This window comes from Paraliobacillus salinarum (assembly GCF_014083865.1).
Lineage (GTDB): Bacteria > Bacillota > Bacilli > Bacillales > Amphibacillaceae > Paraliobacillus > Paraliobacillus salinarum.
In genome coordinates, this window is the sequence record NZ_JACEFA010000009.1 from 12947 (window position 1) to 38095 (window position 25149).

Genomic DNA, 25149 nt, shown 5'->3' on the forward strand with positions numbered 1-25149 from the left:
CACCTCTTATATGCATATTATCATTTTCTGTTAGTAAAAAGACAATCTCCACAATTTCCACACAACTTAAACATAGAAACGACATATGTGATGGATATAATAAACGTAACGAAGAAAGGAGATGGAACGAAATGAAAAAAGTTATCGTAAGTTTATTAGGTGCTACCGTACTCATAGGAGGTGCAGCAACCTACACATTTGCACATTCCAACAATGATAATTTTAATAATAATGAACGGTTTAATTATGAAGAAATGAGACCATATATACAAGAGATGCATCCCAATTGGTCAAGTCAAGAACAAAGAGAAATGTTTGAGCTATGCCATTAAGTGAAGCGATTATTAATAAATCGGAATAGTATTGACCTCAAAAAAACATATACGGTTTATGCTCCAAGGTAACTAGGGCTTAAACTGTTCATTTTTTTACTAGACATATGTAATTCATGTGAAAAATTCGCTTGTTTTACTTCTCAAAAATAATGTTTAGACCATTTTTGATTGGGAATATTAACTAATATGTACAAGTGTTTACTGGTAAACCTTGCTTGTTCATGAGACGATACAACACTTTAAAAACAACAAAGACAACAGGAGGAATAACATTGAAAAAAATTATTATCACACTACTTACTATTACCAGTATGCTTTTTCTAGCGGCTTGTGGTGGAGAAGAACCAAAGCCTGAGGAAACGACAGAAACAGAACAACAGAATCAAGAACAAACAGACAGTAGCGATCATGGTGACATGAATATGAGTGGCTCTGGTGAGGTTCCAGAAGGATTAGAAAAAGCAGAGAACCCAACCTATGAAGTTGGCAGTCAAGCTACCGTTGAAAAAGATCATATGGAAGGTATGAAAGGTGCCCAAGCAACAATTGCTGGAGCGTATGACACCACTGTATATACTGTTTCCTATACACCAACAACTGGTGGAGAAAAAGTAACAGATCATAAGTGGGTCATCCACGAAGAGCTAAAAGATGTCTCAGAACAACCGTTAGAACCTGGTGAAGAAGCAACCATTCAAGCTGATCATATGGAAGGCATGAATGGTGCTCAAGCAACGATCGACTCAGCAAAACAAACAACTGTTTATATGATTGATTTCGAACTAACTACGTCTGGTGAGAAAGTAACAAATCATAAGTGGGTAACGGAGGATGAGCTTTCTCCACCTGAATAAATTGTTACCATAAACACACAATTCACTATACTGAAAACGTATACAATCTTAAAAGAGCCTTCAGTTTGGTGGTTTCGTTACTCCCCCCCCCCAAAAGAAGGCTCTTTTCTATCAAACTAAATTTATGTTCTTCACTTTAATCAGTATTTTCATTTTATTGTTTGCTAAATTGCAACTAGTTGTTTTCTCTACTGCTAATAACATTTTCGGTATTTATAAGAAAAACTATCCTTCCCATATTGCACTTCTCCTACTTTGATAAAACCTCTATTTTCATAGAAAGTATGATTATCCTTTCTAAAATCAGATGCTTCTAATTCAAGAATTTCTAAATCATCAAATGTTTCCTCTATATACTTAAAAACCTTTGTTCCAACACCCATTCCTTGATAGGACGGTGCGACAAACAGTCTAACCAACTCATACTTTCCTGGCTCTAAATATAGCAAATAAAATCCGCCAATGATTGTGTTCTCGTCTGTTATTTTATAGTACAAATGACTACCCATCAGCTCTACTTGCCGATCTACTGAATCATAACCTGGTGGACCTCCTCCACAAATAGCAACATCTATTTGAAAGGCTTTAACTTGAACTTCTACTAAGTACTTGGCTTCATATACTGTAGCCTTGGATATCTTGAAGATGTTACTCATCCTCTCTGTTATGTAACCTTACATACTTATGTATTTCACTATAACACATTTAACAACTATTGCTTCTAAGGCCCGTCACTCAAATTTTTTAATCGTAATAAAAGTGCTACTCTTAAGTTTAAGTAGCACTTTTCCATCTCACATCTCAATAGTTGATATTATTTAGCTAATTTATCCCACATTTCATAAAAATAATATACTTCTTCTATAATTGCTTTATCATCATAAATTTTAATCCCACCTCTAATGCGAGAAAGTATACCATTAATCTCAATAATATATTCTTTTTCTACACTATATTGGATTCTTCTCACTATTTTTTTCCACGCATTTTCAGAATAAGCTATATTCTCTTCTGCCATCTCCCATTTCTTCTCTAAAACGTTTTGTTCAATTTGAGTAATGGCTTCATATAATCTATCGTCATCTCCAAATGGCCCTTTTAAAAAATAACCGCTGTTCATAACAACTATAAAAGAGGCAATGGTGAGTATGGGGATAAAATATAATAAAAATTTTTTCACTTTATTCACCTCGTCTACTAATAAGGTCCTTCATAATCGCCCATATCTGCTTCGTCACCTATGTGATCTTCGTATTTATCAATATATAATTGTTCGTTTGGCAAAATCAGAGCATATGCTACTTCTTTAACATCTGTTATTCCACGTCCTTTCAATTGTCCATTTAACCAATCTATATCTTTTTTCCTTTGCTTTAAATTTTGTTCAATAACAATACCATCTTGAATAACCTCTGTCGATAAACGACTTGGTGTGCTTGGTATATGCAAATCTTTTGGTGTTACAGGAAGATTATTAGCTTTTTGTAATACAGAAAGCCCACCATTGATTTCTATAATCGCGTATTCAACCTGGGTAATATCAAAAACTCCTTTATCACGTAATAACATCATTAACTCGCTCATCTTAATTCGCATCTTCTTTAAATTTTTTTCTAAAATTTTTCCGTTTTCTATAACAACAGTTGGTTCTCCATCTAGAACTTTTCCTAAGTAACGATTTTTAACGGTAACATATTGCAAAACGCCAGTTAAAATCGCGTATCCTGCTAAACCTACCCAATGTGCCCAAACTTTAGAGGAAAGATCTGTAGCAAGAGTTGCTGCAATCGAACCTATTGTAATACCATTAATATAATCAAAAAAAGTTAATTGTCCCACTTCTTGCTTTCCAAGAATTCTTGTGAAAATTAAGAGAGAAAAAAAAGATATAACTACTCTTACAATAACAACGAGTGCTTCGTCTAACATTCCATCCCTCCTCCCATAATGCTCTAACTAAAACGACTATTGAACTCACCAAAAATCTACTCATTTTACAGTCAGAACCATATCCAGTTTTTGCATTTTTTAAAGTATATTTTAAAAAACATACATTGTAGTTAAAACTGTTATTTTTATTGTATTAATAAAATTTGCAAAATCAGCATTTTTATACAGAAATTTCATACAGTTTCAGGAAAATCCTTATTTAACACACGTCGTTTGTCTCAATGGATCTCTACTTATTTTTGTTTAGTTAGGGTAATTAGGTACAATATCTAAGCCCGTCGCATAAGATAACTCGAAAAACTAGAAGGGATTGAAATAAATGTACTATGTGCCTTATATCCACCCGTATCAACCCTATTATGCCAACATGCCAATATATAATGACGGAAGACAACTTGTCTATTCAAATTATTCAGATAGATTAGAGCATCCAAACAGATACGACTTTGTTCGCTCTTCAAACATTAATGGAAAGATTCCTTTAAAAGATTATGGCCCAAATCCATTTGTTGTTAATATTAATGAAGCAACGAAGCAAAATAATACGTACCGCACTGCACTATGGACAGGACCTCACTTACAAGTTACTTTAATGAGCATCGATGTTGGTGAAGATATCGGATTGGAAATACACCCTGATGTTGATCAATTTTTACGTATTGAACAAGGTCAAGGAATTGTGCAAATGGGGAAAAGTAGAGATAATTTGAATTTTGAAAGAGATGCATATGATGACTTCGCAATAATGATACCGGCTGGAACATGGCATAATGTTACCAACACAGGTAATACACCAATCAAACTTTATTCGATTTACGCTCCTCCTAACCATCCATTTGGTACGGTTCATGTTACCAAAGCAGATGCTGCAGAAGAAGGTCACGCTCATAATGAGAGCACAGTTATTTTTGGTATGACTCCGGATGAATGGATCAAGCATACTGAATTCTTAGTAAATGAAGGATTAGAGGATGTTGAGAGAGGGATCAATGCTACGCACATTCTTCAAGAATTTATTCTAATGGGCGTTCTTGTAGGAAAAGGCTATTCACCTGAAAGGGCCTATGAAACAGTAGAGGAATGGGAGCGTACAGGGGAATCCAAGCTTCTTCAGCAAAGTAAGAAAATGTAGAAATAGAGCGAATGCATATGTATTTATTACAAAGAAAATGAGCACCTTCATCAGCCAAATAGATAAAGGTGCTCACTTATTATTTTTCGTAAGAGTACCAATCAGCGAGTTGTAATGCTGATTCAACATCCACTTCATTTAACATCACATGTCTACCTGCTAATCTACTTAATATTGCCGTATCAATGCTTGCTAGATTATGCCGTCGGTGCAGGAAATGTTGCTTGACTGCAAAAGATTGTAATCGATGATGTTTTAATAAGAGAATATCTTTATTTAACACCCTGGTTTGAATCATTAACTGATGATTAGATAATTGATAACGAGCAGAACGATATTGAAAATACCCTATAACAGCGGACAATATAAATACAATAAGGGCAACAGCAATCCAATCTACAGCAATAAACGCTACTATAATAGATGCGATAAGCGGAATAAATGCTGTTCTAACCAAGTAGTAAGGAAGAGCACGCTTAGGTAATTTCATTTGTTTTTCTATTGGTAGATGATACTCTGGCAATATTTCAGCTAAAAAGGAATGTATGTTTTTTCGGTTCATTAACGGAAAAACTAGTGTTTTCATATCACCACTATTGTTGATATCACCACTAGCAATTTCAACATATACAGTAGAAAAGCCAAAAAGCTGTCTGATGATTGTTTCCTTTATGCCCACTGCTTGAATTCTTTTTAATGGGATCGTCATCTGCTTTTTCTCTAACAGTCCACGTGTAATAAATAGTTCTTTTTCATAACGCGTAATCGTAAATTTCCAGTATTGAAATAAGGTGACTAAAATTCCTAGGGCCCATATTATAATAAAGAAAGTTAGCGCCATGACTATCATTGCTTGTATCGTTAAATTCACCACCCAAGCAGATGCTTGATTGTAAAACGAATCAGGGATAATGACTTCTAACTCTGAAAATCCCAACGCAAATAAACCAATGATAAAACCAAAGCTAGCTGACGTTGATCCAGCAATTAATAGTTCCTTTGTGCTTACCTGTTTTGAAGGGTAGCTCACCACTTCGACTTGATCATCGGTACGCTGCATTTCTACTGTCTGTTTATATTTTAATTGATCGTGTAATTTCTTTCCCTCTTGTAACGTGACTGCGTGAAGCGCTGCATCTATTTTATGATCGCTTCCTGCTGTTTCTATCTGCACCTTTGTTAATCCAAACAATCGATGAATGATATTTTGTGATAGGTCAATCGATTGAATTCTGTGCTTAGATATTGTTCTTTTTTTCCGTATAAAAACACCGTGTTCGATCCGTAACTGGTCCTCTTCTACTTGATACGTGTATCGCATCCAAGTTAATACACTGAACCCAACTATAAGTAACAACAGCACACCTATACCTAATACTAAGTAAAAAAACATACCATCACCAATTGCTAAAATAGCTATTGGCAAGAACCCCAATATTAATTGTTTAAATGTTTGAATCGTCGTGAAGATGACAGATACAGGATGAAGACGTTTCGGCTCAAACATCATCTTGTTCCACCCTTGCTAATTCAGAAATCTGATCACGAAGATTCGATGCTTCTTCTTCTAAAAGTGCTGGTATTTCATGCGTAGTCGCTGCTGTTGAAATAGTTAAACTAGCAAGCTTGTAATTTTTTAAAATTGGCCCTTGCTTCGTATCCACATGCTGAATTCTAATCATAGGGATAATTGTTCTTGTAACTACTAAAATACCATGTTGTACATAGATTTCTTGATCAAAAATTTGATAACGCCAACGATTCCACCTTATTTTCGGGATAAACACAATAGTTACAACCGCTTCTATTATAGTAAATACAGTTAGACCAATAGCAAACCAATAACTGAATTCGAAATAATAAGCAAGAACAAATAAAGCGATCGTTATTAATAATGGAATAATAGATAACATAATGGCTGATACTTTCCATGCTTTTATCGCATCTGTTGCAATTCTTTCAGTCGGTGCGTTTCTCATAGTAACCCTCATTTCTTATTTGTTCTTCTATGGTTTACGACAAGACTAATGAATAAGTTTCATACTCTTTGCTTAATTTCATAGCTGTATAAATCTATTCTATTGATTTCTTCATTAGATAATTTGTTAACAGAACGCCTCGTCTAATAACTTCTTGTTCCTTGATTATTTTAAAGCCTCTCCTAATAAAGAACTGCTTCGCGGTAATAGATGCACAAGTTGTGATGGCATCTGCATCAACCGATTTTTCTAGGCCGTTACATAGTATAGTCGCTATGCCTTGGTTCTGGTAGTCTTTATGTACATACAATCTATTTAAATACCCTGTTTTCTCTATATCTCCAAAACCCACTATTCTGTCATCTTCCACAGCAACAAGTGTTACATGTTCCATAAAAGAATTGTTCCATTCGTTTAAATCAACTGATCCTGTCGCCCAAACATTTAACTGCTCCTGGTCATAGTCCTTTGCATTTACTGTGTGTACCGTATCGTAAAATAACTCAGCTATGTATTTACAATCTTCGGGTTTGTATTTTCTAATAATCATCTCAAAGTACCCCTATAAAAACATAATAGTATACTACGTAAGAAATTCCCTAGAATATGCTCCCTTACTCCAACTTCATTCAGCTTAATCTATATATATTAGAATAACATGTACTGCGCATTTATTCGATGCGTGCTTTTTGAATAAGTTAATTAAAAATATAATCATTTTGTAATTTTCTTACCTAAAAAATATACCTCTCTAATATTTTCACCAATAAAATTGAACATCTTCCCTTGACAGTTAACGGTATTATGTAATACTATATACCGGTAGTAAGTAATACTCATTACCAATACTACACTGAGATTTAAAAAATAAAGACATAAAAAAAGGTGATAAATTTGGAAAATATCACAGGAATGCTGAAAGGTGTGCTCGAAGGCTGTGTGATAGAAATTATTAGTCGTGGTGAAACTTACGGCTATGAAATTACGCAACAACTACGAGAGCTTGGCTTTACTGATGTGGTTGAAGGAACAGTTTACACTATTACCATGCGACTTGAGAAAAACAAGTTAGTAAATATCGAAAAAAAAAGATCCAATGTGGGGCCTCCAAGAAAATTTTATACACTCAATGCAGCAGGTCGTGAGCAACTTGAACTTTTCTGGCTGAAGTGGGGTTTCATCTCAACGAAAATGAACGAACTCAAGACTAAAGAAATTAAAAGGAGAAGGTAAAATGAGTTTTATTGAGAAAATCATTGGAAGTCTAGATGATAAGCGAGAATGGAAAGCAATTCAGGAGCGTGCGAAAACACTTCCAAGTGAGTACTATAACGCCTATAAAGCTATTCAAAAATATATGTCAATAGCTGGTGGTCCCACCGACTGGAAGGATACTAGTCGTATCTTCAACGGTATTATTGACTTGTTTGAGGAAGGTGCAGCAGAAGGAAAGAAAGTCATTGAACTCACTGGTGAAGACGTTGCCACTTTCTGTGATGAACTAATGAAGGACGTAAAAACTTGGAATGACAAATATCGCGCAAAGTTGAACGATACAATTGGTCGTGACTAAAGCCGAAGATAAATTGTTTTTTCAAGTATGGAAATAGAGAAACTTACTTAATACTTCTATAAAACAAACAGAACCGAAATAGCGTACTTTTAGCACGTATTCGGTTCTATTTAACTATACATAAACACGTCACATTACAAGAACGCTTGTATTTATTGATAAACTAAAACTTAATGTTTATCTATTATTCATGTCTTGATTAGTAATTATCAACTATCCCACCTAAAGAAGCTGCTTTCACAGCAGGATTTTTCATAATTTCTAAAACCTCATCTTTCGTTCCATACACAACTACACCTAATACTTCTACTTCTTTAATATCTTTATCCTTGATTGCTTCATATGCTTTATGATGTTGGATTGAAATACTCGTTTGAAGTAAATCAAGAAAATTTTCATATTCATAACTCAAATAATTAGATGAATAATGACTCGTTTGAGTTGAAAAACCTAAAGCTTCATTTTCATTAATAAATGTTGCAGACCAATCATATTCTGCTGCTTCTTTTTGAAATGTTTCTATTTGGCTATCCGTATAGGTATTAATCCAAAACCAAGTCAACGGAGGCAGTCCAAAAAAAGGTAACTCATTTTGTTTGTATGGCTTATCAAAGGAGAGTGCAACCTCATATATTTTGTCTCCTTTCATATCATTAATAAGTTCTTTGTCATTATTATATCTTTTATAAGTGACGCTTGGATGGAAAAACATCATTTCTCTCCAGCCATTATCTTTATATGAAAATTGCCATTCCTCACCTGTGGTCCCAACACCTCCACCTGAACCCCTTGAAACCAAAATAGACGGGACAAGGCCAAATGAATATTGACTTTGGTCAATTACAACTGATTTTCTTTTCATGTCTTTTGAAACTTTATAACTACTAGTTCCGCCAAGAAAACCTTTTGAATCTATTGTTTCACTTATATAACCATTAGGAGTAGTAAGTCTGACATAAGCATCCCATTGTTTAAATGCCTTCTGACTATAATGAGTTGAAATTGCAAAATTAGCGATGTTTAATATAACAAAAACCAATAAAGAAACAATAACAATCGTTATTATTGTTTTTATTTTACCTTTTTTAATTGCCTTTTTTATCTTCTTTTCATCAAAAACATCATCTTTATAATCACTCATGAAGATCCCTCCACTTCTTTTGAAATTCTCGCTTTGCTCGAAATAAATAAGTCCTAATCGTCTCTTCCTTCATTCCTAGTAACAAACCGATCTCTTTATAGCTTAGCTCCAGTTCATACTTCAATAATAAAAGCTGCTTGTATACTTCTTGTATCTGATTTAAGATTAATAATATTTCATTATTCATTTCTAGATTTAGTACGCTAGATTCAGTATCATCGTCATTAGCAAAGTTATTCCAAAATCGATTATTATCAATTGAAATGACTTGTTCTTTTCCTTTTTTCTTTAGTAATCTCTTGAATTCATTCATAGCAATGGAAAAAATATAAGCAAGTGCCTTATCAGAGGAGACACCACTACTATAAGCTATATATTTCGTATAGCTTTCTTGAACAATATCTTCTGCGTCTTCATGTCTACAGCCATTCTTTCGTAAATAGTAATAGATCATTTTTGCTTGTTTATTATATAATTGCAACAAAAGCTGAGAATTCATAGTGCCTCCTTTCAAATAACCCTCTATAATATAGAGTTCTATCCCCTTAATAAGTTTACAGGAAAATGCAAATTAAATGTAAAACAATATAAAAAAGCCATTCTGCATGGAGAATAGCCTTATCACATATATGCTGAAATAATATTTTAAAAAAATACAGAATATGTTGAGTGCAATATTACTGTTCTGCCGTTATATTTAAGCCTTTCACTAATCTCACAATAATCTTCTTTATTTAAAGAAAATCTGAACTGATTTTTTCAGAGTCAATACTCTTTGAAATCTTCAATCCCATGTATGAAGCATCAATAGTTTTTATTACTGGCAAGTCTCGCAGATCTTTGTTAAAGAACAACCAATAAATAGGTACCACTGCAATTCCAAGTGCGATAAAACCAAACACAATTTGACTGCCAATCCATTCGGTTAGCGTACCACCAATTAAAGATCCAATTGGCATAGCGATTGTATTGATGCTCATTAATACAGAAAACACTCGTCCAAATAAATTTTCTGGAATAGTTGTTTGAAGTAAAGCTGCGAAAAGTACATTCGTCATCCCAATTGGAATCCAAGCCATACCGAATAAAGCAATGCTCACAGCAGTCCACGGGGCAATCGACGAAAGAACCCACAAGACTGAACCAATTAAAAAAGAAATAACAGAAAATATACCTAGGGGATATTTTTCAGCCCATGAAGCAAATAGTGCACCTATTAAACTTCCAGCGGATAATGCCGCTAAGTAATAGCCGTAAATATCAGAACCACCCAACGTATCTGCTAGAACGGGTAAGACTGCAATCGTCATACCAACTGCAAAATTCGCAACCACGCTTCCGAGAATGATTTTCACAAGTAAACTACCACGTATGACAGATACTCCCTCTTTTATCTCATCTATATAAGTACGCATTACAGCTTTAAATGATTGCTTTGATTTTTTGCTTCGATTTTTCTCTTTTTGCGGAACGTTCAACGATAAAAATAGTAATGCTGCAATAAGAAACGTAATGGAATCAATAATGTATAAAGATACAGCACCTACTGCTGCAACAAGAAGTCCAGCAACAGCATTAAAAGTTAAATCGACAGCTTGGTAAGCAAAAGAAAAAGCAGCATTTCCTTTAACCAGCTCTTCTTTTGACAAAATTTTCGGTAGGCTTGCGGATTGTGCAGGATAAGCAATCTGATTAACAAGTGTTGCGAGTGGCATAACAGTGAGGACCACAGATACATTTAGCAAACCAAAATAATAAAAAATAGGAATAATAATAATAAGACAAAATTCTATAAGTTGAGAAATTACTAATGTCCATTTTAATTGCCAGCGGTCAACAAGCGGACCTGCTAGAAATTGGAGTGATTGAGGTAATAGTGTTAAGAAACCAGCTAATCCTGTATAAAAAGCCGATCCTCCTAAATCATAGACAAGCCACATAGCCGCTACAGCATAAAGGCTATCTCCAGCATTGGAAACTAATCTCCCTAAGAACAAAACTAAGAAATTTCTATTTTTAAATACACTTATCATCATTTGCACTCCTCATTGTTTACTACGGTAACTAAAGTATAAATTTGATTAAACGCTTATTAAACCATCCAAAACAGTAAATCAATTCAGCCTTCAGGCGTAATTAAATAAGAATTTTCGCTAAGAATAAGACTCCTTTTAATAGTTTTAGGTCTATTTAACTATATAAAACCACATTGTCTACCGCACGGTTTATTGCAAATTTTTTAAAATAAAATTTACTTTATTGGAAATCTTTGTGACTTTATATCTAGTTTCCACTTTTAAACAATGATTAATTATACCCTTTATTTTTAAAAGTATCTAAACTAGAATAGCAGTAAATAACATTATAATGTTATAATAAAATAGGATGGGAGGGAAATATTCAACTAGACTCACAAACTATGTATAGTAAAACAAAAATGAAAGGATGATTATGTTGGAACTACAGGCAATGAAGTTTAGACCTATTTATCTATTCGTTGGTTTTTTGTTATTTATGATAGCGTTTTCCTTGGGTTTTAGTAATACAGCTTCTGCACATGGCTATGTAAATAGTCCAGAAAGTAGAGCTGTTTTATGTGAACAAGGAATTAACATTGATTGTGGGGCTGTTGTTTATGAACCTCAAAGTATTGAAGGCCCCGGGAATTTCCCAGAAGCTGGTGTTCCAGATGGGCAAATTGCTAGTGGTGGAGGAGTTTTCCCTAAACTAGATGAACAAAGTGAAAATCGATGGGCACAAGTTCCAATGTCTAGTGGTGCTAACACATTTAGTTGGTCATTAACAGCGGCACATGCTACTCAGAATTGGGATTATTATATTACAAAAGAAAATTGGAATCCGAATGAACCATTAAAAAGATCGGACCTTGAACTATTTTGCTCTATTGATGATGGCGGCAAACGACCAGATTTTAACGTATCACACGATTGTGTTGTCCCTCAACGTACTGGCTATCATGTGATCCTTGCTTATTGGGAAGTTGCTGATACGGATAATGCTTTCTACCAAGTGATCGATGCAAATTTTGATGGTGAATTTGTCGAGCCAGGAGATCCAGTAGATCCAGGAAACCCAGGTGAAACAGCACCAGAATGGGATGCAACAAAAGCTTATTTAGGTGGAGATGAAGTAACATATAACGGTAACACTTATCGAGCAAAGTGGTGGACACAAGGAGAAGTTCCAGGAGAATCTAATGTATGGGCACTCGTTTCATCAGGAGGAGATGTTACAAATCCTGAAGTATTAGAATGGAGTGCTGATTCTACCTACACAAATGGAGATTTGGTTTTATATGACGGTCAAACATATAGGGCACAATGGTGGACACAGGGAGAAACACCAGGGGTTTCTAATGTGTGGCAACTTTAATGAATAACAAGCTTCTTTGACAGGTCATAAATATTTCATACAAGTTGTTACCCGAGAAGGGCTCTTTCTATATGTATTGTCTTTATTGGCATACATTTTATGACAGAGCACCTTCTCTTTTTAAGGAATCTAATAAACGGATAGTGTAATGAATAATTGATGGGAATTGTTTTTTGTTTTACATAAAGGAGGTCTAAGGGGAGAAAATTAGAAGTTGTTTGTATACATCATAAACTTGTATTCAAGCTTGACTAATCATCACTAGATTATAAGTTTCCATTTAATAGAATGGGTAAAGACAAAAACTATTAAATACGAATATAATCAGGAGGAACAAATGAATACGTTTATATTGTCTAAAAAAAGAGTAGGTTTGATTGCTTTACTGTTTAGTATTCTACTAGTAGTTTCATTCGTTTTATCATACTTAGTATCTGAAGAAACTGTTCTAGCGAATGACGGAAGCGACAAAGTAGTTTTAGGTTATTATGCGTCTTGGGCACCACCTGAGAATTTAGATCCCAATAAAATTACGCACCTAAACTATTCCTTTGGTGATATATGCTGGGATGGCGAGCACGGGAATCCTAACAATGAAGAGATTCCTGCAGGTGAACAAAAAGTCTGGGCATGTACTGACCTGGACGGTAATGAAAACAAAGAATTACCGAATGGCACAATTGTATTGTATGATCCGGAAACAGATTTAGAAGAACTCCCTAAGGTCGAGGCATTAAAAAATGAAAATCCAGATTTAAAAACATTGTTATCCGTTGGAGGATGGACATTGTCACACAACTTATCTGATGTAGCTGCGGATGAACAAGCAAGGAAAGTATTTGCTCAATCAGCAGTAGATTTTGTACGTAAATTCAATATGGATGGTTTAGATATAGACTGGGAGTGGCCTGGTGCTGAAGGACATCCTGGAAACGCAATTAGACCCAATGACGGTGAAAATTATGTAAAGTTATTACAAGCAGTTCGTGATGCATTTGATGTTGCTGGTGAAGAGGACGGACAGCATTATTTAGTGACAATTGCAGGTGCTCAAACATGGACTTTTGATACAAATAATGACTTACAAGCAATTGGTGAAATTGTTGATTATGCAGCAATTATGACCTATGACACAAATGGTACGTGGTCTGGCTTGACAGGTCACAATGCGCCTGTATATTTAGATGATTTGGAGGCAGAATTACGTGGTTGGCATAGCGGTAGCGCCGATAGTGCATCAAACATGTATTTATGGGGAGGAATTCCACCAGAAAAAGTTGTACTAGGTGTTCCTTTCTATGGACAAATTTGGGCTGGATGTAACGTCGATAATGATGGGGCCTATCAACCTGAACGTGGCGCATACCAAGAATGTGCCGCTGGTAAACAAGATATTTTACCTGACAATGGATATAACGCCATTAAGCCACTTGTTAACGAAGATGGATATAAATATTACTGGGATGATGTAGCAAAAGTTCCTTATTTATATAACGAGGAAAAAGGTGTATTTGTTTCATTTGACAATGTTGAATCTTTAACAGAAAAGGTACGTTTAGTGAAAGAAAAAGGACTTGGCGGAATCATGATCTGGGATTTAGGCACAGACGATGAAAATTGGAATCTACTAAAAGCAGTTTCATATGGTTTAGGTATTTCCAATGAGGCGCCAACACCTGATAAGAAACAGTATGTCACGGATGTTATAACAGAAGAATCTGAAACAGGTGTGGTTTCGAAAGTTACACTAGAGTTTGGTGACATCACCACAGCTGGCGTCTCGAAGTACATTTTATATCGTGATGGTGAGCAAATTGCAGAGTTTTCACTAGAGGATGTCGTTGATGGTGTCATTCGTTATTCTGAAGAAGTAGAGCCAGGTAATGAATATGTTTATACACTTAACGGAATCCACTCTGATTTTGCAACCGAAATGGAAGTGGCACAAGTAACAGTAACTGCCGAAGCCTATGATCCAGGTACAGATCCAGGTAATGGGTCTGATGGCGATGGTGATGGTTCCGACGGTGATGGCAATGGTGATGGTGCTGACGGCGACGGTGATGGCTCTAACGGTGATGTTGATGGCGATGGTGCTGACGGTGACGAAAATGGCGAAACTGAAAACGGTGATAATGAAGACAGTGGCGCTAACGATGAGGATGAAGAAAATGACGAAGCGGGCTTAGTATTAGATAAAGATGACAATGGTTCTAACACTAGTGGTCAAAAACTTCCCGATACTGCGACAAACATGTTTAACTATATCGTAATTGGTTTAGTTGTTCTACTTATTGGACTTACCGCGTTTTTTTTCCATAGAAGAAGAGAACACGCACATCAATAATTATTAATCTATTAAAGTAGCAGATACAATTACAGGCTATAAAACCAATGATATCGCATGCTTTGGAGATACAAATCATATATGATTTTGTATCTCCATATTTATTTTTAAAGGCATTGTGAATGTTACACGACTAATAAGTAATACATAAGTTTTGGTGTTTACTTTCTCAACATAGTAATATATTGTAAAAACAAGAGAGGTGGTAATGGAAAACAATGAAAATTTATGGAGTAGTTTTAATTGTTGTTTCTGTGCTTATATTATTGATTTTACCAAAAATGATTTTTCCAAATCCTAACGATGTGGATTCAACAGGCATAGTAAACACAATAAGGTTTACTGCTTTATCATTAATTTTTGCCGCCATAGGAATTAAAATTTTGTTCAGAAGATGAATAGTTTTTTTAGTGTTATCATTAGAATTGATTAACTCTAATTTTTAATTTTAAGGAGGTTGTTGAAATGCACAAAATGAAAGCTTATGTCAGAACAAGCCCTCAAAGCATGGATGTCGAATTAACAGAACTAGACATTCCTGAGATTGACGAAGATGAGCTGCTCGTAAAGGTGGCAGCATTCGGAGTTGGCATTCACGACCGCTATTTTATTCCAAGCAATACTAATTTCCCCTACCCCATTGGATCTGAAGCATCAGGTGTCATTGTAAAAAAAGGAACCCTTATTACCGACTTTCAAGTTGGTGATCGCGTGATTCTATCAAGTAGTCTCCTTCCAAAAGGTGGTTGTTGGGCAGAATATGTAGCCGTCCCATCAAAAGCACTTATCCCCATGCCAGATATACTTGAATTTATAGAAGGAGCAGCAATTCCCGTGGCTGGAAAGACAGCATTGGAGTGTATGCATACACTAGATCTGAAGGAAGGAAATACATTATTTATCGCAGGTGCTTCCGGCGCAATTGGTACATTGGTTATCCAATTGGCGGCAGCCAGAGGTATTCGAGTAATTGGTTCAGCCTCTAGTAGAAATCATGAATATATGCGATCACTTGGTGCAGAAAAAACAGTTGACTATTCAAGCCCCACTTGGCAAGAAGATGTGAAAGCTTTGTTCCCAGATGGCGTAGATGCAGCATTGGCAATTCAACCAGGCACGGCGGAAGATAGCATGATGGTGGTGAAGGATGGCGGAAGAGTTATTACAGTCTCCGGTGATAGAGTCCAGCCAACTAGAGGGATTACCGTAGAGCAATTCCAGCATCAGTTAAATTTACAGGAAGCTTTAGGTAGTTTAGTAAATGACATTGCTTCAGGTAAGGTTCGCTTAGTAATTGAACATGTCTATGCATTCACTCAAGCTCTACGGGCATTGGAGAAAACAGAAACAAGACATGCTAGAGGAAAGCTTGTAGTTTCCATGCAAAAAGATTAATTTTTTTAGAGATTCGAGGTTAAATATAACTTATAAAATCCATTTTGATTGATCTCTTTTCAAAATGGATTTTTAAGTTTACTTCATGTAGTACAATCTTTAAATTTTTCCACAAAGGGCAAGGTTGTTGACAGATTATAATAAGAAAAGCACCTATTCAATGTAGATGCTCATCATTATCTATTCTTCCACTATTAATTCACAACAGTAATTTTTATGATCTTAAGCTATGCTATTCATTTTTCGAGCATATTTATATACTTTTTCAATTTTTTCATGATGCTTCCCCTTTGGATTTTCCATATTGCCAAACTCAAAAAACTTTACCTTTTTAATGCCTACGTATTGAAATAATGCCTTACGCATTAAAGCTTTATGAGCATTATTTAGCCAAAACATTGGATAAAAGGTTGGACCCTTCATTACAGAAATACATACAACTGATTTCCCCTTCAACAGACCGTCTGGTAACAACTTACCGTTATCTTTATATGCAAATCCTGAAGCAAACATTTTATCAATATATCCCAATAACATCGCAGGAGGTCTTCCCCACCATATAGGGTAGATAAAAATAATCTTGTCAGCCCACGATAGTTGATTACGATATTTTTCTAATTCTGGATCTTTATGCATGTTTCTTCTCTTCTTTTTCTCCCCAAAATTAAGAACCGGATTAAAATTTTCACCATACAAATCTAAAACTTGAACATTTTGTATAACATGATTTTCCTCACACCCTCGAATTACCCCTTGTAAAAATGAGTAACTCAAGCTTTGGTGATTTGGATGGGTAAATACAATTAAAGCATTCATAAAAACACCCCTCGTTTAGTTATCTTTTGATAACTAAATAGTAACATCCATTTGGTTTAGTTGTCAATTGATAATTGTTTTTTGATAATATATTTGATAATTTGTATATGAGGTGATACATATGAACAAAAATAAGCTTTTCCAACAGTTTGTTCGCTTTACTACATCTGTACATCAAGTGACATACGATATGACAAAAGAAATCAGAATTGAAAATGTAACTACCGTTCAATATAAAATATTAGAGTTAATTACAGTTAGCCAACCTGTAACCCTCAGTGAAATAAGTGAATGCCTACATTTATCTTTACCTAATGCTAGCCGTGAGTTAAAAAAATTAATCCAATACCAACTATGCGAAAAAATTATTGATCCGAATGATCGACGCAAGTTTGACATTCGTCTTACTGAAGAAGGAACAGTGCTAATGAATAAAGTATTTCAACAGCTTGAAATAAACTTCCAAGAGCGAATTAATAATTTGTCAGAGCCCGAACTAAAAGAAATTCAAAATGCATTTGAAATTTTACAGACTAAATTTTTTGCATAGGTGAATTGGAAAGGTCCAAGATGAAATATATCATAAACTGATATGTTAATTTTAAAAAGTTATATTAAAACTCTTATTGCTGTAAGAAAAACCTTTAACATTTGCATTTTCATGTTAAATTAAAACCTCGGGGGGCAAAAAATCCCCCGAACCATTAGGATTTAACACTTACTGAAGTACATACCGAAGTTAGGACTGAATCTAATGCTGACGAGGAATCGGAGGGATATTGCACACAAGGAAAAGGACTGAATCACTATTGGGATCCAGCCCGAATTTGTATTGATTTTATATATTGAACTGACTTATTCCACACAACACAGAATTATAGTTATCTTTTATGCTTTTTTCACAAATTCCGACTTTAATTTCATGGCACCAAAACCATCAATTTTACAATCGATATTATGACCATCTGCTGAATCATGTACTAATCGTATATTTTTTACTTTTGTTCCTTTTTTTATTGATGAAGAACTGCCTTTTATTTTTAAATCTCGAATCACGAGAACTGAATCCCCATCATTTAGTACATTTCCATTTGAATCTTTGATCACGGCATCTGCTTCTTCCATGTTTGTTAATAAAGTCCATTCATGAGCACATTCAGGACATACTAGAAGCGCTCCGTCTTCATAAGTGTATTCTGAGTTGCACTTTGGACAATTCGGTAAATTAGTCATATTTTTCTCCTTTTTTGTTCTGTAATACAAACTACTATTGTACAACTATAATAAACTCCTGCCAAATCCAATCTCTCAAACCCGAATTCCACCGTTTGAGTTAAAATAAAGTTTTGCTACGGAACCCTCATTTCAAACGATTCTTAGTTTAAAAATACTCGTTTTTCACTGTTTTATCAGAGTTGGAAATGAGTTAGTTTTAAAACATTTAGAGATAAAATTGAAGAAACACTTGACTGACAAGAATTTGGATATAAAAAGCCCCGAAATCGCAAGTGTTGATTTTTACGAAATCAGTGTCGAAATAGAATATATTTATTTTAACTAGCCAAATATTATTTAATTGGACAATTATTTCTCCGGCAGCACAGCTGCTTACACGTGGGACGAGCAACCAAGCTTGATGTCTAGGAATTTTTTAAGGGTTAGTACGTATGTGGGAATAGGTCAATCAACTATCTGATTCATTCTTAACATTTTTTATCTATTTATTCTTCATTAGTCTTTCTAACAATCCCATCTGTTCGACAATTTTAATATCATTCATAAAACGTTGTAAACTACGCTTATACTTTTTGATTTCTAACTCCTTTGAATATCCAAGACATAAGTTAAAAATACTGTCTAATTTTTCTGCATTCCCACTACAGAAATAACTTGTGAGTACACCGTCGCTTTCACTTGCAAGTACGACAACAGTTGCCATTCCTAAAACATATTCAATATCACACGTAGAGATAGAACGCTCTTTCCCTTTCCTTTCTTTAAATTCATAACTGTAGATAGACTGAAACCTTCCTTCAAGTAACTGGAGAATTGATTGCTTATAAATGACATAAACTCCTTGAATGACACTTATAACAGGACAAAATGGTTCATTTAAATAATACCTTAATCGTTCATTTTCTTTTGAAACTTTTAAAGCATCTAAATCATATAGTTACATCTCTTCTACTTCTTTTATTGTCATAGGTGCAAATATACATTCTTCATATCTCATAAACTTTATCTCCTTACATGAACATGTATCACGACGATTTCTATTTTGTAATACATAATATTTCTATGAAAAGGAAATGGAGGAGTATTTTTGACATACTATTATTACATTGCATCTAACCAAACAATACAGTTTTCAGTGGGTCAGTAGATGATGACATTGGGAATTATGTTAGTGGATTCGATACTCCCATTCAATTTGAAATGTATACCCCAGAAATTGAAAAAGAATTATTCCCTTTATATTTATGCATTAAATATCATTTTGAACGTTATCCATATAGTACCGTTCAAATTGCAAACTATTTAAGTTCTAATATAGAAGATTGTATGATTGATAAGAAGGTATCAATCCAATTAAAAAAGCTAACTGGGACGAAGCTACTTGCACTTGATGTAGGCGAGCTCATAACGATTAAAAAATAAACAGTCCCGTATTTGAGACTGTTTATTTTTTAATATATTTAACTTTCTAGGAAAGAGGAAGTGAGATTTCTAAATAAATAGGTGTATGGTCTTGTCTTGGACCAGAATCAATCATCTCTGACTTTTTAATTTTATCCTTGGCGCGATCACTTACGAGACAGTAGTCAATTCTCCAGCCTGAATTATTTATTTTACTCGTTTTTGCTATTTGTGCCCACCAAGAATAAACTCCTTCTACATCACCATGAATGTAACGAAAACTGTCTGTAAAACCCTTTTTTAAAAGTTGATTGAATCCATGTCTTTCTTCCTCGGTAAATCCTGCAGAATTACGGTTATTATTGGGATTTGCTAGATCAATTTCTTTATGAGCAACATTGTAATCTCCAGTTGCTAAAACAATTTTCTTTTTATCTAATTGTTTTACATATGTAGCATACTTTTCATCCCAAATTTGACGATCCCCAAGGCGTACAAGCTTATCACCTGCGTTTGGTGTGTATACCTGTGTAATATAAAAGTCCTAAAATTCCAATGTTATTATACGCCCCTCATCATCCATTGTTCTAGGTGCGCCAATTTTAGGATAGGTTACTTCAGGTGTTAAATGGTTTTTATACAAAAACATCGTTCCTGCATAACCTTTACGTGCCGGTTCTACGCTTGAACACCAAACAATGTCATAGTCAGGAAAATAATCCACTAAGATTTGTAGGTGCTTTTTGGTTGGACCTGCCTGTGGTAATTTAGTCTCCTGAATCGCAATAACATCCGCATTATAGTTAATTATTGTATCTAATACTTCACGTGACATATGTGCACGATTTGAATCACTCGTTAATGCTGCGTTTAATGAATCAATATTCCATGAAATTAACTTCATTGTTCTACCCCTTTATTATCTTTTCTTAATTATATTTATTTAAAGTAACCCATCTAATAATAAAGGCTTGCGCCAGTTATGAATTTAAATAAGTATACATTCTTTTTTTAGAGCAAAAACATCTATCGCACCTGATTTACAAAATGAATGTATTTCTTAAAACCTTGTTATATCATTGTTAATCCCTAGACATCAATGCTACCACCTCGATATGATGTACTTAGGCTATTCCAAAGTTTGATAGAACTATACAAAACCCTGTGTTTATATACCTTTGACATCTATTGTATCAACTCTAATGGTCTTTTTGATTAGGCTATTATATATTTTACAAACTTAAAGATTATTAATATTTTAATTCTGCTTGTAAATACTTATGATCACTATTGCCCCAATCTTTTTCAATAACAACTTTATAATCTAGATCAGAGTTAAAATTAATAAATATGTGATCAATCGGTGTTTGTCCAATATAAGTTGGGATGTCATCAGAGACTATATCTTTTGCAACTCTAGTTAGCTCTATAAATCTTTTTTCCGTTAATTTATTTTTACATCCAATATATCCATTAAAATCTCCTGCGATTATGAGTTTTTCATTGTTGGCTTTCTTATCAGCAGTATACTCAATTAATTCTCGCCACATATGATCATTTTGATCATCTTCTTTAAAGTTAGTAGGCATATGTACACCCAAAACTGTTATGTCATCACCAAGGCTTAATCCAATTGTTCTATTGTTACAAGGTTTATAGTTTATGTCACTATTAAATATTCCTTTTTTAAAAATTGCAACAGTACACCTCGTTATATAATTCCTAGATATATTTTCAAGTATCTCAAATTCATTGGTAGGAAAATCATTGTGCAGTTTCTTATGATAGTCGCACTCTAACCACATAACACCTTTTTTTAATTTATAAGGAACTTCTTGCAATAATACAATTGCATTTTGTCGACTATCCAAAAAATCTTTAATATCTTTTACAATATTAATATAAGCATTTATATCATAATCATTTTCATTATATTCCCATTCTTGCCCCGACCTCTTCTTATTCCTAAACCAATCAACATTCCATGTTTTTATATTAATTATATTCTTTGCTCCCACCTCATTTTTCATTTCCCTTTCCCCCCATACTATTTATTGTTTTTCTTTGAGCTATACTTACTACTCTTTCTCTGGCTACCTTCTTTGCTTTTGAGAACATTACTCCTATTTTTCTTCTCCACTTGCACAGCTTCAAACCTCTCTTTAGAAATTATGGGTGGATGATTATTTTCAGAAACATAATGTTCTCGATTTTCTCCCGCATTAAGTAGTCTAACTACACCGATATATTTTTCATTGCTCAGCATGACGTTTATATCCCAATTTAATGTTTTCACTTCGAGATTCATTTTCTGCTTGGGCAATGGATTCAATAATCGAAATCATCAAGGCATTATCTGTATCGGCTGTATCTAATCCTTCTTGTTCAAAAATAACACGTACTCCCAGTTCTCTTAGTTTGTTCAATCCTTCGAGTACTTCAACCGTATCTCTACCAAATCGACTAATGTTTTTCGTCATCACCATTTTTAAGTCTTTGAATTCACAATCTTTTATCAGACGATGAAATGCTTTACGGTTAGACTTCGCTTTTCCTGAAGCAATATCTATATACGTATCTACAAGTAACCAGTTAGGGGTAGACGCTGTTAATCTAGTTAAGGCAGGTACTTGGGCTGTTAAACTATTCAATTGTTCCATACTATTGGAACTTACTCGACAATAAATTCCTACTCATTTCTCACGTTTAACAGGCTTTGGCGGAATAAAATGTACCCTGCGCTGATCAGTCATCTCCTTATCTCCCGGCACTTATTTTTTTATGTCCATTTATTTGATAGGTTTTTGCGATATGTGATTAGTCTAAATTTAGCACATTTTACTCTTTACATCTATCCTATCAACTCCCCTACCTAAAATCTATTTTATCAACTCAACCCGAAATTCCAGTGCTTCTAAAGTCAATAACAAAAAGGGTTTCACCTATTTATTCATCTAAAATAAACATAGGCGAAACCCTACATACCTTGTTATATCAACGCTTTAATTATTGGTGTGTTTATTCCCTAGACATCAACGCTACACACTCCACGTGATTCGTCTGTGGAAACATGTCAACTGGCTGTACTTCTTTCGTTTTATAGCCACCATCTTCTAGTATTCGTAAATCGCGTGCTAATGTAGATGGATTACAAGATACATACACAATACGTTCTGGATTCATCGCAAGCATCGCTTCTAATAATGCTTCATCACAACCTTTTCGTGGTGGATCGACAACGATCACATCTGGTTTCAACCCTTGCGATGTCCACCATGGCATTACTTTTTCTGCTTGTCCAACAAAAAATTCAACGTTATCTATATTGTTTAATTTTGCGTTTTCCTTTGCATCAGCGATTGCTTCTCCTACTATTTCCACACCATAAACCTTTTTTGCTTGTTGTGCTAAAAATAGTGAAATCGTTCCAATACCACAATACGCATCAATCACTGTTTCTTTACCTGTTAGTTGTGCATATTCTAGTGCTTTATCATATAATTGTTTCGTTTGCGTAGGATTGACTTGATAAAATGACTTCGCAGATATGGCAAAAGTAATGTCACCGATTTTATCATGAATATAGGATTCACCCCAAAGTACTTTGGTTTCTTTACCAAGGATCACGTTGGTGCGATCTTTATTAATATTTTGCATAATCGATGTCACATTCGGATAGGCTTCTCTAATTTCATTGATAAGTTGCTTCTTATTAGGAAGCTCTTTCGTTCGGGTAACAATCACGATCATTGTTTCATTCGTCATTTCGCCAGTTCGCACCATAATATGACGAAGCACGCCACGATGGGTTCTTTCATCATATGCAGGGATATTTAGTCGATTTGCGATACTGCGCACTGCTTCAACCATACGATCATTCACTTCAGATGTGATGATACAACGATCCATTCCCTCAATAATATCGTGACTTTTCTTTCGATAGAATCCGGTAATTAACTCACCGTTCTTTTCAGCAACAGGAATTTGGACTTTATTGCGATAACGCCATGGATCTTCCATTCCCATTGTAGGGTGCACATTTACCCCCTCTATATGTCCAATCTTTTTTAGTGCATTTACTACTTGTGTGCGCTTCATTTCGTTTTGCAACGTATAGCTCATATGTTGAAGCTGACAGCCACCACATTGGTAATAAACATTACATGGAGGTTCTACTCGATCAGCACTTTTATTTTCTATTTCTATTAATTTACCTACAGCAAAATTTTTCTTTACCTTAATCACTTTCACTTGTGCTGTTTCACCTGGCAAGGCATAAGGTACAAAAACTGGGTAACCATCTATTTTCCCGACACCATTTCCTTCATGAGTCATATCTTCGAATACTAATGTTATCATTTCATTTTTTTGCACAGGGGCTTTTTGCTTTTCCATTATTAATCAACGTCCTTTATTTTCAAATCCTTCTCAAAGTTTATCATAAATGTGTGATCCAAGAAATATGCACATTTCATCTATGATTCCACTATTTCTTTAGCTACTTTAAAATTCATCCGACATTTCCCGGGAAATATTCGAATATTGACGAAACAAAGTAGACAAAAAAATAGAAAGAAGAACGCCTTGTGCTAGCTATCTTCTTTCACTTCGAATGTTTCAGGGACAAAATATTCAATATGCTGATGTAAATTAACAAATTCACCAGGTAAAAGCCCACCAAATTCACCATCAACATTTAATTGCATTTTTTCATCTGTGCTCACTTTTATTCGCTTGGCACGAGTATACAGGATTCGATCATCTTCTAAATGGTTTCCTTTTAATGCTTGTGTGGCAATTCGTACGAATTCTGCTAGATTTGTCTTCTTTAAAATTAATAAATCGAATACACCATCGTTCATTTCTGCATCAGGAGCTAATTTTTCAAATCCGCCAATTGAGTTTGTATTCGCGACAAGAAATAACATAATTTCATCTTCAAATAGTGTTCCATCATATTCAATTCGAACATTAATTGGTCGTAAAGATGGTAGCATCTCTATTCCTTTAAGATAGTATGCTAATTGACCAATCATCGTTTTTAACTTGCTAGGTGCCTCATAAGATAGTTCAGTTAATTTTCCTCCACCAGCAATATTCATGAAGTAATGATCATTTACTCTTCCTATATCTAAGGCTACAGAGCGATTTGCCAAAATCACATCAACTGCTTTATCAATTTGACGTGGTATATGCAGTGCGCGGGCAAAATCATTAGTTGTTCCTACTGGTATAATACCTAGCTTTGGTCGATTGTCTTTCTCAGCCATACCATTGATGACCTCATTTATCGTTCCATCGCCACCAGCAGCTACGATAACATCAAAGCCTCGATCGACAGCTTGACTTGCTGCAGTTGTTGCGTCGCCAATACCTGTTGTTGCGTGAACAGAAGTTTCATATCCTGCTTGTTCAAATCGTTGCAACACTAAAGGTAATTCCTTTTTAAATAACTCACGTCCAGAAGTTGGGTTATATATTATTCGAGCACGTTGCATTAGAAGGCCCTCCCTACTTTCACTTTACTAACTAACATCATAGCCGTTTTCATCGAAAAAGAAAAGCTATTGACTATTTTTCCTCGACAATAAAAGGCT

The 25149-nt window shown here is 34.7% G+C and carries 28 protein-coding genes and 1 pseudogene; 10 read left to right on the top strand and 19 right to left on the bottom strand.

Annotated elements, in window-relative coordinates; all coding sequences use genetic code 11:
- Window positions 1–131 precede the first annotated feature (131 nt).
- Both HP569_RS09645 and HP569_RS09650 read left to right on the top strand, forming a co-directional pair.
- Window positions 132–332, top strand: a complete 201-nt coding sequence (locus tag HP569_RS09645; protein WP_182200969.1) for a hypothetical protein — start codon at window positions 132–134, stop codon at window positions 330–332.
- Between the two features lie 269 nt (window positions 333–601).
- Window positions 602–1189, top strand: a complete 588-nt coding sequence (locus HP569_RS09650) for a YdhK family protein (RefSeq protein WP_246367095.1) — start codon at window positions 602–604, stop codon at window positions 1187–1189.
- A gap of 194 nt (window positions 1190–1383) precedes the next feature.
- On the opposite strand, the gene HP569_RS09655 is transcribed toward HP569_RS09650, so the two are convergent.
- The 3 genes from HP569_RS09655 to HP569_RS09665 form a co-directional block, all read right to left on the bottom strand.
- Entirely contained in the window at window positions 1384–1845 is a 462-nt protein-coding gene (locus HP569_RS09655) for a GNAT family N-acetyltransferase (RefSeq protein ID WP_182200971.1), read from the bottom strand.
- A gap of 158 nt (window positions 1846–2003) precedes the next feature.
- Window positions 2004–2369, bottom strand: coding sequence for a DUF4363 family protein (locus HP569_RS09660; RefSeq protein ID WP_182200972.1), 366 nt, complete (start codon window positions 2367–2369; stop codon window positions 2004–2006).
- A gap of 17 nt (window positions 2370–2386) precedes the next feature.
- The gene (locus HP569_RS09665) at window positions 2387–3118 is read right to left on the bottom strand and encodes a DUF421 domain-containing protein (protein ID WP_182200973.1); all 732 of its coding nucleotides are present in this window, start codon (window positions 3116–3118) and stop codon (window positions 2387–2389) included.
- A 388-nt stretch (window positions 3119–3506) separates the two neighbouring features.
- Between HP569_RS09665 and HP569_RS09670 the strand changes: the two genes are divergently transcribed.
- Window positions 3507–4271 (top strand): cupin domain-containing protein, encoded by a 765-nt coding sequence (locus tag HP569_RS09670; protein WP_425501858.1) that lies wholly within the window; start codon window positions 3507–3509, stop codon window positions 4269–4271.
- Between the two features lie 79 nt (window positions 4272–4350).
- Here the strand turns inward: HP569_RS09670 and HP569_RS09675 are convergent, their stop codons facing one another.
- The 3 genes from HP569_RS09675 to HP569_RS09685 form a co-directional block, all read right to left on the bottom strand.
- Entirely contained in the window at window positions 4351–5781 is a 1431-nt protein-coding gene (locus HP569_RS09675; RefSeq protein ID WP_182200975.1) for a PH domain-containing protein, read from the bottom strand.
- Entirely contained in the window at window positions 5771–6250 is a 480-nt protein-coding gene (locus HP569_RS09680; RefSeq protein WP_182200976.1) for a PH domain-containing protein, read from the bottom strand. The genes HP569_RS09675 and HP569_RS09680 overlap by 11 nt, the downstream gene beginning before the upstream one ends.
- A 94-nt stretch (window positions 6251–6344) precedes the next feature.
- Window positions 6345–6800 carry a GNAT family N-acetyltransferase gene (locus HP569_RS09685; protein ID WP_182200977.1) on the bottom strand — a complete coding sequence of 152 codons (456 nt, stop codon included), beginning with the start codon at window positions 6798–6800 and terminating at the stop codon, window positions 6345–6347.
- A gap of 344 nt (window positions 6801–7144) precedes the next feature.
- Between HP569_RS09685 and HP569_RS09690 the strand changes: the two genes are divergently transcribed.
- Window positions 7145–7483, top strand: a complete 339-nt coding sequence (locus HP569_RS09690; RefSeq protein ID WP_182200978.1) for a PadR family transcriptional regulator — start codon at window positions 7145–7147, stop codon at window positions 7481–7483.
- Window position 7484: 1 nt separating this feature from the next.
- A complete protein-coding gene (locus HP569_RS09695; RefSeq protein ID WP_182200979.1) occupies window positions 7485–7823 on the top strand; it encodes a DUF1048 domain-containing protein in 339 nt (112 codons plus the stop codon).
- A 199-nt stretch (window positions 7824–8022) separates the two neighbouring features.
- Here the strand turns inward: HP569_RS09695 and HP569_RS09700 are convergent, their stop codons facing one another.
- The 3 genes from HP569_RS09700 to HP569_RS09710 form a co-directional block, all read right to left on the bottom strand.
- On the bottom strand, window positions 8023–8964 hold the full coding sequence (locus HP569_RS09700; protein WP_182200980.1) for an anti sigma factor C-terminal domain-containing protein: 942 nt from the start codon (window positions 8962–8964) through the stop codon (window positions 8023–8025).
- Window positions 8957–9463 (bottom strand): RNA polymerase sigma factor, encoded by a 507-nt coding sequence (locus HP569_RS09705; protein ID WP_182200981.1) that lies wholly within the window; start codon window positions 9461–9463, stop codon window positions 8957–8959. Before HP569_RS09705 ends, HP569_RS09700 begins: the two co-directional genes overlap by 8 nt.
- 235 nt (window positions 9464–9698) lie before the next feature.
- Complete coding sequence (locus tag HP569_RS09710) at window positions 9699–10994, bottom strand: MFS transporter (protein ID WP_425501861.1); 1296 nt, start codon at window positions 10992–10994, stop codon at window positions 9699–9701.
- Between the two features lie 421 nt (window positions 10995–11415).
- Between HP569_RS09710 and HP569_RS09715 the strand changes: the two genes are divergently transcribed.
- Together HP569_RS09715 and HP569_RS09720 are read left to right on the top strand one after the other, a co-directional pair.
- Window positions 11416–12357: a lytic polysaccharide monooxygenase gene (locus HP569_RS09715; RefSeq protein WP_425501859.1), complete on the top strand. Its 942-nt coding sequence runs from the start codon at window positions 11416–11418 to the stop codon at window positions 12355–12357.
- A gap of 337 nt (window positions 12358–12694) precedes the next feature.
- Complete coding sequence (locus HP569_RS09720) at window positions 12695–14704, top strand: glycoside hydrolase family 18 protein (protein ID WP_182200984.1); 2010 nt, start codon at window positions 12695–12697, stop codon at window positions 14702–14704.
- A 226-nt stretch (window positions 14705–14930) separates the two neighbouring features.
- On the opposite strand, the gene HP569_RS09725 is transcribed toward HP569_RS09720, so the two are convergent.
- Window positions 14931–15074: a hypothetical protein gene (locus tag HP569_RS09725; protein ID WP_182200985.1), complete on the bottom strand. Its 144-nt coding sequence runs from the start codon at window positions 15072–15074 to the stop codon at window positions 14931–14933.
- A gap of 95 nt (window positions 15075–15169) precedes the next feature.
- Between HP569_RS09725 and HP569_RS09730 the strand changes: the two genes are divergently transcribed.
- Window positions 15170–16099 (top strand): NADP-dependent oxidoreductase, encoded by a 930-nt coding sequence (locus tag HP569_RS09730; RefSeq protein WP_220464459.1) that lies wholly within the window; start codon window positions 15170–15172, stop codon window positions 16097–16099.
- Window positions 16100–16321: 222 nt separating this feature from the next.
- Here HP569_RS09730 and HP569_RS09735 read toward each other — a convergent pair whose 3' ends face one another.
- Window positions 16322–16915: an NAD(P)H-dependent oxidoreductase gene (locus HP569_RS09735; protein WP_182200986.1), complete on the bottom strand. Its 594-nt coding sequence runs from the start codon at window positions 16913–16915 to the stop codon at window positions 16322–16324.
- A gap of 121 nt (window positions 16916–17036) precedes the next feature.
- Here HP569_RS09735 and HP569_RS09740 point away from each other — a divergent pair, with 121 nt between their 5' ends.
- A complete protein-coding gene (locus tag HP569_RS09740; protein WP_182200987.1) occupies window positions 17037–17465 on the top strand; it encodes a MarR family winged helix-turn-helix transcriptional regulator in 429 nt (142 codons plus the stop codon).
- A 338-nt stretch (window positions 17466–17803) separates the two neighbouring features.
- Here the strand turns inward: HP569_RS09740 and HP569_RS09745 are convergent, their stop codons facing one another.
- Window positions 17804–18148 carry a zinc ribbon domain-containing protein YjdM gene (locus tag HP569_RS09745; RefSeq protein WP_182200988.1) on the bottom strand — a complete coding sequence of 115 codons (345 nt, stop codon included), beginning with the start codon at window positions 18146–18148 and terminating at the stop codon, window positions 17804–17806.
- 484 nt (window positions 18149–18632) lie between these two features.
- Window positions 18633–18854, bottom strand: coding sequence for a hypothetical protein (locus tag HP569_RS14470; RefSeq protein ID WP_246367078.1), 222 nt, complete (start codon window positions 18852–18854; stop codon window positions 18633–18635).
- Window positions 18855–19351: 497 nt separating this feature from the next.
- Here HP569_RS14470 and HP569_RS09755 point away from each other — a divergent pair, with 497 nt between their 5' ends.
- Window positions 19352–19573, top strand: a complete 222-nt coding sequence (locus HP569_RS09755; protein ID WP_182200989.1) for a hypothetical protein — start codon at window positions 19352–19354, stop codon at window positions 19571–19573.
- Between the two features lie 46 nt (window positions 19574–19619).
- Here HP569_RS09755 and HP569_RS14475 read toward each other — a convergent pair.
- The 6 genes and pseudogenes from HP569_RS14475 to HP569_RS09780 all read right to left on the bottom strand — a co-directional run bounded on the left by HP569_RS14475 (window position 19620) and on the right by HP569_RS09780 (window position 25050).
- Window positions 19620–20456, bottom strand: a pseudogene (locus tag HP569_RS14475) (exodeoxyribonuclease III).
- A gap of 346 nt (window positions 20457–20802) precedes the next feature.
- Window positions 20803–21582, bottom strand: a complete 780-nt coding sequence (locus tag HP569_RS09765; protein WP_182200990.1) for an exonuclease/endonuclease/phosphatase family protein — start codon at window positions 21580–21582, stop codon at window positions 20803–20805.
- Window positions 21583–21599: 17 nt separating this feature from the next.
- A complete protein-coding gene (locus HP569_RS14365; RefSeq protein ID WP_220464461.1) occupies window positions 21600–21818 on the bottom strand; it encodes a recombinase family protein in 219 nt (72 codons plus the stop codon).
- Window positions 21805–22212, bottom strand: a complete 408-nt coding sequence (locus HP569_RS14370) for a recombinase family protein (protein ID WP_220464462.1) — start codon at window positions 22210–22212, stop codon at window positions 21805–21807. Before HP569_RS14370 ends, HP569_RS14365 begins: the two co-directional genes overlap by 14 nt.
- A gap of 358 nt (window positions 22213–22570) precedes the next feature.
- Complete coding sequence (gene rlmD, locus HP569_RS09775; protein ID WP_182200991.1) at window positions 22571–23947, bottom strand: 23S rRNA (uracil(1939)-C(5))-methyltransferase RlmD; 1377 nt, start codon at window positions 23945–23947, stop codon at window positions 22571–22573.
- 194 nt (window positions 23948–24141) lie between these two features.
- A complete protein-coding gene (locus HP569_RS09780) occupies window positions 24142–25050 on the bottom strand; it encodes a diacylglycerol kinase (protein ID WP_182200992.1) in 909 nt (302 codons plus the stop codon).
- Window positions 25051–25149: the final 99 nt, after the last annotated feature.